Below are 10,916 nucleotides of genomic sequence, written 5' to 3' on the forward strand. Positions count from 1 at the left end.
TCGGGGTGATTCGGGGTGATGGGGCACATGTCCTCGGCCGACCGACCCGGGGACGGGCGGGACACCCGCGAGGTGCTGCTCTTCCGGAACGCCGTCCGGAGCGCCCGTCGACGGGGGCTCGGCCCGCTCGTGCGCCACCTCGCGGCGACCGCGGCGACGATCACCGGAGCCGCCGACGGGTTCGACCTGCACCGGGTCGGCGCGGGACTGTTCGGGATCGACCCCTCGGGCACGACGACCGCCCTGCGCGACACGCTCACCCTGACGACGACCGTGGTGTCCGCGCGGGCCCTGCCGACCGGGACCCGGATCGGGTACGGCGGCGACCACGTGACCGACCGGCCCACGAACACCGCGCTGCTGCCGCTCGGGTACGCCGACGGGCTGCCCCGCGCCGCCTCGGGCCGCGCGGTGGTGTGGGTCCGGGGACGGCGACGCCCGCTCGTCGGCCGCTTCTCGATGGACAGCGTCGTCGTCGACACGGGCGACGACCTGCTGCTGCCCGGCGAGCGCGTCACGGTGTTCGGGCCCCGGGCGAGCGGCGCGGGTGCCGGTACCGGTGCCGTCGGCCGGGACGCCGTGCCGACCGTGGCGGAGTGGGCGGCCTGGGCCGACACGATCCCGCACGAGCTCGTCACCCGGGTCGGCACGCGCGTCGCCCGGGTGCACCGCACCACCACCCGCGCCGACGCCGACTCCGCGGCACACGCCTGCGGAGACGACGCTGCCCCCGTGCCGTCCGAGCACTCGCCGTCCGGGCGCCCGCCGTCCGTCCGCTCCCCGATCCACCACCAGGAGGGCCACCGTGCCTGACCACTCCCACCTCCGCGTCGCCGTCATCGGCGGCGGCGCGAACGACGAACACGACGTCTCCCTGGCGTCGGCGGCCGCCGCCGAGCGGGCACTCCGCGCCGGCGGCACCGCGACCGTCGCGCTCACGGTCGGGCGCGACGGTTCCTGGCACGCGGCGGACGGGACGCCCCTGTCCGCCGCCGCCGCGGTCGCCGCGATCACCACCTGCGACGCCGCCTTCCCGCTCCTGCACGGCGACCACGGCGAGGACGGCGCGGTCGCCGGGCTGCTCGACATGATCGGCGTGCCGGTCGTCGGTTCGCCGGTCCGGGCGGGGGCGCTCGCCGCGGACAAGTGGGTGACGAAGCTCGTGGCCGAGGCACTGGGCATCGCGACCGCGCCGGGTGTGCTCGTGCGCCGGACGGCCGACGACCGCGAGGTCGACGTCGCCGTGCGGGCGCTGCCCGGACCGCCGTGGGTCGTGAAGCCCACCTCGGCCGGGTCGAGCAACGGCGTCACGGTCGTGCGGCGGTCCGCCGGGGTCGCCGCAGCCGTCCGGCACGCACGGGCGGCGGGCGACGCGGTGCTCGTCGAGTCGTTCGTCTCCGGCCGCGAGGTCGACGTCGCCCTGTTCCGGGACGCGACCGGGACGCTCCGCACCGGGGCGCCGCTCGAGGTCGTGGTCGCCGCGGACCAGGTGTTCGACCGGGAGCAGAAGTACGACGGGACGGCCGACTTCCGCGTCCCCGCGCGCCTGTCGACCGCCGAGCAGGCGGCGGTGACGGGGGCGGCCGTGGCGCTGTACGACGCGCTCGGGTGCGCCGGGGTGGCCCGGTTCGACTTCTTCGTGACCGACGACGGGGTCGTGCTCAACGAGGTGAACACCACGCCGGGCTTCACCGAACGGTCGCAGGTGCCGCTCGTGTTCGCCGCCGTCGGACTCGACCAGGTCGCCCTCGTCGACGCGCTCCTGCGCGCGGCCACCGCACGGTGATCCCGGCGGCGTACTGTCCGAGACGTCGTCGACGATGACGACGTCCCGGTGGGGACACCGGGTGGCCGCCGAGGATCGAGGAGGATCACATGGCGAGCAACCACGCAGTCGCGTACAAGGGGCCGGGGAAGGTCGAGGTCATCGAGACCGACTACCCGACGTTCGAACTCAAGGACGGACCCGGGGTCAACCCCGCGAACGTCGGACGCAAGGTGAACCACGGTGCGATCCTGCGCACGGTGGCGACGAACATCTGCGGCAGCGACCAGCACATGGTCCGCGGCCGGACGACCGCCCCGAGCGACCTCGTCCTCGGGCACGAGATCACCGGCGAGGTGGTCGAGGTCGGGTCCGACGTCGAGTTCATCAAGGTCGGCGACATCGTCTCCGTGCCGTTCAACATCGCCTGCGGGCGCTGCCGGAACTGCAAGGAGCGCAAGACCGGCATCTGCCTCAACGTCAACCCCGACCGCCCGGGCAGTGCCTACGGCTACGTCGACATGGGCGGGTGGGTCGGCGGGCAGGCCGAGTACGTCCTCGTGCCCTACGCCGACTGGAACCTGCTGAAGTTCCCGGACCGCGACCAGGCGCTCGAGAAGGTCCTCGACCTCGCGATGCTGTCCGACATCTTCCCGACCGGGTTCCACGGCGCCGTCACGGCGGGCGTCGAGGTCGGCTCGACGGTCTACGTCGCCGGTGCCGGACCGGTCGGGCTCGCGGCTGCGACCGGCGCCCTGCTGCTCGGCGCGAGCGTCGTGATCGTGGGGGACATGAACGCCGACCGCCTCGCCCAGGCGAGGACGTTCGGCTGCGAGACCGTCGACCTGACGAAGGGCGACCCCGCCGACCAGATCGACCAGATCCTCGGCGAACCGCTCGTCGACTGCGGCATCGACGCCGTCGGCTTCGAGGCGAAGGGCCACGGCTCGGGATCGGGGGAGGAAGCCCCCGCGACCGTCCTCAACTCGCTCATGGACGTCACGGCCGCCGGCGGTGCCCTCGGCATCCCCGGGCTCTACGTCACCGGTGACCCGGGCGGCGTCGACGAGGCCGCGAAGAAGGGCGCCCTGTCGCTCAGCCTCGGCACCGGTTGGGCGAAGTCGCTGTCCTTCACGACGGGGCAGTGCCCGGTCATGAAGTACAACCGGCAGCTCATGATGGCGATCCTGCACGACCGCACGAGCATCGCGAAGAACGTCAACGCGAAGGCGATCGGCCTCGACGAGGCCCCGCGCGGCTACGAGGAGTTCGACAAGGGCGCGGCGACGAAGTACGTGCTGAACCCGAACGGCCTCATCCCCGCGGCCTGACCCCGCGAGGACGGTCCCGGCACGCGCCCCCTCGACACCCGGCGGGGCGCGTGCCGGCGGACCCGGTCAGCCGCCCCGCTCTACGCTGGGCGCGGTGAGCCGACCCGCCCCCCTGACCACCGCGAGGCTGCTCGTCGCGTCCTCGCACCCCGGCCCGACCGTCACCGTGACCGTCCTCGCCGCGGTGGTCGCCGCGGCCGTGGGGCACCCGGTGTGGCTCGTCGTCCTCGTCGCGCTCGCCGTCGTCGCCGGGCAGCTGTCGATCGGCCTCGCGAACGACTGGATCGACGCCGACCGCGACCGCGCGGTGGGTCGGAGCGACAAGCCGGTGGCCCGCGGTCTCGTCCCCGTCGCGACCGTCCGCACGGCGGCGTTCGCCACGGCGGCCGTCGCGGTCGTCCTCAGCGCGTTCCTCGGCCCGGTCGCCGCCGTCGCGCACGTCGTGCTCGTCGCCGCGGGGTGGGCGTACGACGCCGGCCTGAAGCGGACGGCGTGGTCCGTCGTGCCGTTCGTGGTCGCGTTCGGGCTCCTGCCGGTGGTCGCGGTCGCCGCGGGCGGTGGCGCGTGGCCGGCGTGGTGGGCGGTCGCGACGGGTGCGGTGTTCGGCGTCGCGATCCACTGCACGAACGTCCTGCCCGACCTGCTCGACGACGCGGCGACCGGGGTGCGCGGCTTCCCGCACCGGCTCGGGCTCCGCGGTGCGGGGACCCTCGCGTTCGGCGCGCTCGTGGTCGCGGCCGTGCTCGTGCTCGGCGGACAGCTCCTCGGGGATGCACCGGCGCGCGGTGTCGGTGCCGTGCTCGCGGTCGTCGGCACCGTGGTGGTCGTCGTCCTGGCCGCAGTGGGCGTCCGACTCGTGTTCGCCGGACGTCCGACCAGAGCGCTGTTCCGGCTGGTCATCGCGTCCTCGCTCGTCCTGGTGGTCGAGCTCGGCGTCGCGGGCGCCCGGCTCGTCGCCTGACCGGGGAGCCCTGCCCGGCCCCGCACGGAGCGATCGGCTCCCGACCCGCACGACCGGCGACGGCGACAGCGACGGCGACAGCGACGGCGACGGGTCGCGCCCGTCCCGAGCGGGCCGTCCGGCCGCGCGCGGACGCGACCCGTCAGGCCCACCGCATCGCGTAGACCGAGGCCAGCAGCCCGCCGGTCGGGAGCCGCAGGGCGGACCGGAGCAGCGCCTCCCGGCCGACGAGCGCGAGCCCCCGGGCCGGCCGACCCACCGCCATGTTCGCCTCCGCCTGCCGCGCCGCGCGAGCGGCGGCGGCCTGCCGCGTCGTCGCGTACCGGGGCCACGGCCCGGAGCTCCCGGAGCGCACCGCCCCGGCCAGGACCGGCGCGAGCGCCGCGGCGTCCAGCCACCCGAGGTTCATGCCCTGCCCGCCGATCGGGCTGATCTCGTGGGCGGCGTCGCCGACGAGCACGACGCGGCCGACGCCGACGCGGTCCGCCGTCCGTCGCCGCACCCGGAAGCCGCTCGTCATCGAGCTGGTCGCGGCGTCCGGCGCGACGCCGGTGCGGTCGCGCACGAGGGCGGCCAGCCGGGAGGCCCGTCCCGCCTCCGCCGCGTCGCCGTCCGGGGCGCGCGTGGTCGCCTCCTCGTCGTGGTGGGGCACCAGGGCGACGTAACGTCGGCGCCCGCCGGGCAGCGGGAACGACTCGAGGACGCCAGCCGGCCCGACGTCGACGACCGCGGTGTCGGCGGGGGTACCGCCCGGGTCGGCGAAGTCGCCCATGACGTACCGGTCGCCGTAGTCGCGGCCGTGCGTCCCGACGCCGAGCAGGTCGCGCACCGCACTCCGGGCCCCGTCGGCGCCGACCACGAAGCGTGCCCGGACGGAGACCGGGGCGCCGTCCGGTCCCGTGCCGTGCACGTCGACGTGGTCCCGGTGGCGGTGCAGCGCGGTCGCGGCGGTGCCGGTGCGGAGGGCGCCCGGCGCGAGGGCCGCGAGCCGGTCGCGCAGGATCGTCTCGGTCCGGTGCTGGTCGAGCGCGGCGACGTAGGGGTGCGTGGCGGACACGTGGTCGAACGACAGGGTGCCGAGCGTGCGTCCGCGGCTCGTGGCGATCCCGCGGCGGACGAGGGCGGCCTCGGCGACGACCGGTGCGGCGACCCCGAGGCGCGCGAACAGGTCCAGCGACGGCGGGTGGATGCCGATCGCCCGGGACCCGGACGGCGGAGCGTCCCGGCGTTCCCAGACCCGGACGTCGAGGCCCTCGGCGGCGAGCAGTGCGCCGACGGACAGGCCGACGGGGCCGCCGCCCACGACGAGGACGTCGGTCTGCTCCGTGGTCACGGCCCGAGCCTACGGACGGGCGGGTGTCCGGGGCGTCAGCCGCCGATGACTGTGCCGACCCGCGGCCGCGTCAGGTGATGGCTGGGTCGGCCTGCGGCTGCGGCTGCGGCTGCGTCAGCTGGTGGCGCTGGCGCGTCCGGCGCGGTCGGCGGCCACGGCCCGGCGTGCCTCGCGGACGCGCTTCCGGGCCTTCTCGACGGGCACCTCGACCGCGTACGCGGCACCGACGGCCACGAGCAGCGCGACGCCGACGAGCCACACGGTGCCCCACGGACCGATCGCGAACGGGTCGAGCAGGGCGATCACGAGCGGGTGCCACAGGTACGCCGAGTACGACACCCGCCGACCGAACCACGACACCGGCGTCCACGCCAGGGCGGACGACAGCGGCGACCGCACCGAGACGAGCCCGCCGATGAGCACCGCCGACACCAGGCCGGTCAGCGGCAGCACGACGCCGAAGGTCGACGCGTGCTGGGTCCAGTCGTCGCCGATCGAGGCCGTCACGACGGCGAGCAGGACGATCCCGCCCCAGGTCGCGACGTGCCCGGCGACACCGGACGCCCACGTCCGGACCCGTTCGTCGTCGAGCAGGAGCGCGAGCAGGCAGCCGGTGGCGAGCGGCACGACGCCGAGCACGGGGGAGAAGTACACGTCGGGCGTCGCGTTGCCGCTCGGCGTGCGGTAGAGCAGACCCGCGGCGACGGACCCGCCGACCACGACGGCACCGAGGCCCGCGAGCAGCCAGCGCCGGCGTGCCCGGAGCGCGAACAGCAGCACGAGCACCGGCGGCCACACGAGGTAGAACTGCTCCTCCATCGACAGGCTCCAGGTGTGCGCGAACACGCCCTGCGTGGTGTCCCAGAACGAGCGGAACAGGTTGCCCGTGTAGGTCAGGGCGATGAACGCCGCCTCACCGGGGCCGAACGACGCACCCTTGTAGTCGCCGACCCAGTTCCACAGGAGCAGGCCGACCACGACCAGGGCGAGCAGCGCCGGGTAGAGCCGCAGCAGGCGCTTCCACCAGAACGACCCGAGCCGGATGCGGCCCGTCTTCCGGTGCTCGCCGAGCAGCAGGGTCGTGATGAGGAACCCGGACAGGACGAAGAAGACCGTCACGCCGGTGAACCCGCCGTCGAACCGCGGCACGTGCAGGTGGTACAGGATCACCATCAGGATGGCGACCGTGCGCAGCCCGTCGAGCGCCGGGGCCCGGCGCGTGAGGGGTGGCGGCGGTGCGGTCCGGGCAGCGCCGATCACCGTCCCGACCGGGGTGCGGCCGGTGGTGCTCGTGCGCTCGGGCGCGATCGCGTTCGTCGTCACGGTCCCTCCCTGCGGGATCGGTCTTCCGGGTGACGACCAGACTGCTCCGCCGAGGTAAGAGCGCGCTCAACGACCGGGGTGCACGAGTGCGGTGAACGCCGCGAGGCGCTCCTGCACGACGGCGCGGAAGTCCCGCGTCTCCCCGTCGGCGATCCACTGCGCGAACGCCGTCTCCGCGGCGATCGTGGCGGTCGATTCGGTGATCCCGTGCGCCCGCAGTGCGTCGGCCAGGTGGACCTTCAGGTTCGCGAGCTCGGCGAGCTCGCGTGCACGCGGCGGCGTCAGCCCCGCGTCACCACGTGACGGACGGGAGGCGCGGGTCGACCCCGACCCGCGCCTCCCGTCCGCGCCGCGTGCGGCGCTACTCGGCCTTCTGCATCTGCCACGGCTCCGGCTCGCGGTCGCCGTTCGGGCGCACCGGCCGGACGTCGCCGACGATCGGGATCGAGCGCTTCCGCATGAACCACATGTAGCGGACGAAGAAGTGCGACAGCGTCGACAGCCGGTTGCCGTTGCCGAGCAGCGACGCGATGTGCACCGCGACCCACGCGATCCACGCGACCGGCCCGACCATCGTGACGCCGCCGCGCAGCTGCGCGACCGCGGCGTTCGTGCCGATCGTCGCCATCGTGCCCTTGTCGAAGTACTTGAGGTGCTCGGTCGGCTTGCCCTGCATGAGCCGGACGATCTGCCGTGCCGCGTGCTTGCCGCCCTGCAGGGCCGGCTGGGCGAGCTGGGCGAGCGCGTCGTCCTGCGCCGCGATGTCACCGGCCGAGAAGATCCGCTCGACGCCCTTGACGCTGAGGTCGTCGTTCACCTGGATGCGACCGCCGTGCGTCTGCGGCAGACCCCAGCCCGAGACCTCCTTGTGCGCGGCGACGCCCGTCGCCCAGATCACCTGCGAGGCGGGGATGAACTCGCCGGTCGCCGTCACCACGCCGTCGGGCTTGACCTCGGCGACGCCGGTGTTCAGCCGCAGCTCGACGCCGCGCTTGCGGAGGATCTTCGCCGCGTACCGACGCAGGCGCGGCGCGAACGGCTTGAGGAGCTCGCCGCTGCGGTGCACGAGCGTGATCGAGATGTTGCCGCGCTCGATCTCGGGGTAGGCCCCGACGAGCGCCTGGTCACGCAGCTCCGCGAGGGCGCCGGCCATCTCGACGCCCGTGGCCCCGCCGCCGACGATCACCACGCGGATCTCGTCGGGACCCTGCTTCGCCGCGGCCTGCTCGAGACGGGTGAACAGCTCGTCGCGGATCCGGAGCGCCTGCGAGCGGGAGTACATCGAGTACGCGTACTCGTAGGCGCCGGGCGTGCCGAAGTAGCTCGTGTTGACGCCGTTGGCCAGGATCAGCCAGTCGTAGTGCAGGTGCTCGCCGTCGGACATCTCGGCGACGCGGTTCTCGTGGTCGATGCCGGTGAGCAGCCCGTGCCGGAAGTCGGCGTTCGCCTGCTTCGCGCGGAGGCTGCGGAGGAAGTACGTCACGTCGCCGGCGTTCAGCCCACCGGTCGCCACCTGGTACATGAGCGGCTGGAACATGTTGTAGACGTGCCGGTCGACCAGGGTCACCCGGACGTCGGCGTCGGCGAGCTCGCGCATGGCCGCGACGCCGGCGAAGCCACCGCCGACGATGACGACGTGCGGGCGGGTGTCCTCGGACATGGTGAACTCCAGTGTGGTGCGGTCGACGGCCACCCAGAAGGGTACGCCGCTTCCGCACCCTGTCCGTCCACCGGCCCGTCCCGGTGCCGATGGAGCGCTCCGCGCCGGGTCGGTCTGGAGGCGCGCCCCGCCTCCGTCAGTCGGCGAACGGCGCGTAGGTGGCCAGCACGTTCCCCTTGCTGGTCACCTCGCTGCGCACCAGGCGCAGCCGCGTGGGCGGGTCGGTCGGCTCGAACAGCCTGCGCCCCGCACCGGCGACGGCCGGGTGGACCATGAGCTGCAGCTCGTCGAGCAGGCCCGCGAAGAGCAGGTGCCGCACGAGCAGGACGCTGCCGGTCACCGCGACGTCGCCGCCGTCGCCGGCCTTGAGGTCGCGGACGAAGTCGTCGACGTCGCCGCGGATCAGGTGCGCGTTCTGCCAGGTCAGGTCGCCGTCGAGCGTGGTCGAGGCGACGTGCTTCTCGATCGGGTTGATCCACTGTCCGAACGGGTCGTCGTCGTGGGACGGCCACCACTCCGACCACTCGAGGTAGCTCTGCCGGCCGAGCAGGACCGTCTCGGTGCGCTCCATCCACGCGCCCATGGCGGTGCCGAGCTCGGCGTCGAACGAGTCGTACTGGAACGTGTACGGGTCCTGCACCACGCCGTCCACCGACGTGAAGAGGCCCGAGGTCACCTTGCGCATGTTGCGGAGCATAGGACCGGCGGCCCCGCACGTCGAGGGTGCCCCCGCGATCCTGACGGCGACGCGTCGGCCCCCGGGTACGGTCGGGTCGTGCGTGCGCGGGTCCAGACGGTCGAGGTCGACGGGCTCCCCGTGCGCCTCCGGACGCTCGCCCCGGCCGGACGGCTCCGCGACGTGCTGGCCCCGACGGTCGTCCTCGTGCACGGCATCGGCATGTCGCACCGGTCCTTCGCCCGGACACAGCGGGCGCTCGCGCGGACGCACCGCACCGTCGCGGTCGACCTGCCCGGGTTCGGGGGACTGCCGCCCGCGGGTCGGCGGCTGCAGATCGAGGAGCTCGCCGACCTCGTCGTGGCCGCGGTCCGCACCGCGGGGGCGGGCGACCTCGTCGTGGTCGGGCAGTCGATGGGCACGCAGGTCGCCGTCGAGGCAGCTCGGCGACACCCGGGTGTCGTCACGGCCGTGGTCCTCGTCGGGCCCGTCGTGGACCGCGCTCGACGGACCCTGCCGCACCAGGCGGTCGACCTCGCCCGGGACACCCTCGCCGAGACCCCGCGCCTGAACGCCGTCGTGACGACCGACTACCTCCGCAGCATCCGGCAGTACGTCCGGCAGCTCGGCCCGATGCTGCGTCACCGGCTCGAGGACGCCCTGCCCACCGTGACGCAGCCCGTGCTCGTCGTCCGCGGCGATCGTGACCCGATCGCCCGGCGGGACTGGGCGACGTCGCTCGCGGCCCTGGCGCCTCGCGGCGCGTTCGTCGAGCTGCCCGGCGGCCACCACGTGCAGGAGCGGCAGCCGCAGGCCCTCGCCCGGCTCGTCGACGAGCTGCGCCGCGTGCAGACCCTCGAGGACCCCGGGCTCGCCGGTTCAGCTGGTCGCGCCGATCCTGCCGGTCCTGTCGGTCCTGCCGGACGAGCGGAACCGGCGCCGGAGGGCGACGACCGCGGACCGGCGTCGGAGGGCGACGACCGCGGAGCGGGGGCCGCACCGTGAGCGACGCGACCGCCCCCGCGACCGGACCGGCGCGCACGACCGGCACCGAGCCTCCCGTCCGGGTGTCGCTCGTGCGACGCGCGTGGTGGGCCGCACTCGACTGGTGGTACGCGGCCCGGTGGCAGCTCCGGAGCCTCGGGCCGACGACCGCCGACGACTACCGCAGCGGCGACGGCCAGCCGGTCGTCGTCGTGCCCGGTGTCTACGAGACCTGGCACTTCATGCGCCCGCTGATGGACGCCCTGCACGACGCCGGCCACCCCGTGCACGTGCTGCCGGTGCTCCGGCACAACCTGCGGCCCGTCCCCGAGTCGGCGCGCGAGGTGCTCGCGTACTGCGCCGAGCAGGACCTGCACGGGGTCCTCGTCGTCGCGCACAGCAAGGGCGGGCTGATCGGCAAGTACGCGATGACGATGCCCGAGGGGAACCGGATCGACCGCATGGTCGCCGTGTCGACGCCGTTCGGTGGTTCAGCGTACGCGCGGCTCGCACCCGTGGCGCACCTGCGGGCCTTCCGCGCGACGGACCCGGTGCTCGCGGCGCTCGGGAGGGACCTCGCGGTGAACGCCCGGATCACCTCGGTGTACGGGGTGTTCGACACGCTCATCCCGGGCGGCAGTGCGCTCGCCGGGGCCGCGAACGTGCGGGTGCCGGTCGGTGGCCACTTCCGGATCCTGGGCGCGCGGCAGACGCGGGAGGCGGTGCTGGCTGCGGCGGCGGGGTCGGGCGCTGCGCGGCCGGCCCTCGGGTCGGGGGCCGGCGAGCCCGGGGTCTGCACGCGGCGCAGCTCGTCGACGAGCCGGGCGAGGGCCGGCGAGGGCCTGCGGCTGCCGCTCCTGCACGTGGTGGCCGCCGGGCAGCT

At 74.7% G+C, this 10,916-nt stretch carries 10 protein-coding genes; 6 read left to right on the top strand and 4 right to left on the bottom strand.

All coding sequences use genetic code 11. From position 1 onward, the window contains the following. The first annotated feature begins 18 nt into the window (after positions 1-18). The 4 genes from BEP24_RS14575 to BEP24_RS14590 all read left to right on the top strand — a co-directional run bounded on the left by BEP24_RS14575 (position 19) and on the right by BEP24_RS14590 (position 4,057). The gene (locus BEP24_RS14575) at positions 19-813 is read left to right on the top strand and encodes an alanine racemase C-terminal domain-containing protein (RefSeq protein ID WP_065964641.1); all 795 of its coding nucleotides are present in this window, start codon (positions 19-21) and stop codon (positions 811-813) included. After that, complete coding sequence (locus BEP24_RS14580) at positions 806-1,786, top strand: ATP-grasp domain-containing protein (protein ID WP_065964643.1); 981 nt, start codon at positions 806-808, stop codon at positions 1,784-1,786. Before BEP24_RS14575 ends, BEP24_RS14580 begins: the two co-directional genes overlap by 8 nt. 89 nt (positions 1,787-1,875) lie before the next feature. After that, positions 1,876-3,096, top strand: a complete 1,221-nt coding sequence (gene fdhA / locus BEP24_RS14585; RefSeq protein ID WP_065964644.1) for a formaldehyde dehydrogenase, glutathione-independent — start codon at positions 1,876-1,878, stop codon at positions 3,094-3,096. A 94-nt stretch (positions 3,097-3,190) separates the two neighbouring features. Beyond that, positions 3,191-4,057, top strand: a complete 867-nt coding sequence (locus BEP24_RS14590; protein WP_253181716.1) for a UbiA family prenyltransferase — start codon at positions 3,191-3,193, stop codon at positions 4,055-4,057. A gap of 142 nt (positions 4,058-4,199) precedes the next feature. Here the strand turns inward: BEP24_RS14590 and BEP24_RS14595 are convergent, their stop codons facing one another. The 4 genes from BEP24_RS14595 to BEP24_RS14610 all read right to left on the bottom strand — a co-directional run bounded on the left by BEP24_RS14595 (position 4,200) and on the right by BEP24_RS14610 (position 9,058). Next, positions 4,200-5,390 (bottom strand): NAD(P)/FAD-dependent oxidoreductase, encoded by a 1,191-nt coding sequence (locus BEP24_RS14595; protein ID WP_065964647.1) that lies wholly within the window; start codon positions 5,388-5,390, stop codon positions 4,200-4,202. A 114-nt stretch (positions 5,391-5,504) separates the two neighbouring features. After that, positions 5,505-6,713, bottom strand: a complete 1,209-nt coding sequence (locus BEP24_RS14600; protein ID WP_065964648.1) for an acyltransferase — start codon at positions 6,711-6,713, stop codon at positions 5,505-5,507. 361 nt (positions 6,714-7,074) lie between these two features. Further along, positions 7,075-8,406 carry an NAD(P)/FAD-dependent oxidoreductase gene (locus BEP24_RS14605; protein WP_253181717.1) on the bottom strand — a complete coding sequence of 444 codons (1,332 nt, stop codon included), beginning with the start codon at positions 8,404-8,406 and terminating at the stop codon, positions 7,075-7,077. 103 nt (positions 8,407-8,509) lie between these two features. Continuing rightward, the gene (locus BEP24_RS14610; protein WP_065964654.1) at positions 8,510-9,058 is read right to left on the bottom strand and encodes a dihydrofolate reductase family protein; all 549 of its coding nucleotides are present in this window, start codon (positions 9,056-9,058) and stop codon (positions 8,510-8,512) included. A gap of 90 nt (positions 9,059-9,148) precedes the next feature. Here BEP24_RS14610 and BEP24_RS14615 point away from each other — a divergent pair, with 90 nt between their 5' ends. Both BEP24_RS14615 and BEP24_RS14620 read left to right on the top strand, forming a co-directional pair. After that, entirely contained in the window at positions 9,149-10,054 is a 906-nt protein-coding gene (locus tag BEP24_RS14615) for an alpha/beta fold hydrolase (RefSeq protein ID WP_065964649.1), read from the top strand. Continuing rightward, positions 10,051-10,916 (top strand): hypothetical protein (locus BEP24_RS14620; protein ID WP_253181718.1); only part of this gene is annotated, 866 nt, incomplete at its 3' end. The genes BEP24_RS14615 and BEP24_RS14620, both read left to right, overlap by 4 nt.

It is taken from the genome of Curtobacterium sp. UCD-KPL2560 (assembly GCF_001705035.1).
Classification (GTDB): Bacteria; Actinomycetota; Actinomycetes; order Actinomycetales; family Microbacteriaceae; genus Curtobacterium.

What these genes read in the sequence shown, in the direction of transcription:
- BEP24_RS14575 (WP_065964641.1), top strand. Translation starts at nt 19, where the DNA reads ATGGGGCACATGTCCTCGGCCGACCGACCCGGGGACGGGCGGGACACC.
- BEP24_RS14610 (WP_065964654.1), bottom strand. Translation starts at nt 9,058, where the DNA reads ATGCGCAAGGTGACCTCGGGCCTCTTCACGTCGGTGGACGGCGTGGTG.
- fdhA (WP_065964644.1), top strand. Translation starts at nt 1,876, where the DNA reads ATGGCGAGCAACCACGCAGTCGCGTACAAGGGGCCGGGGAAGGTCGAG.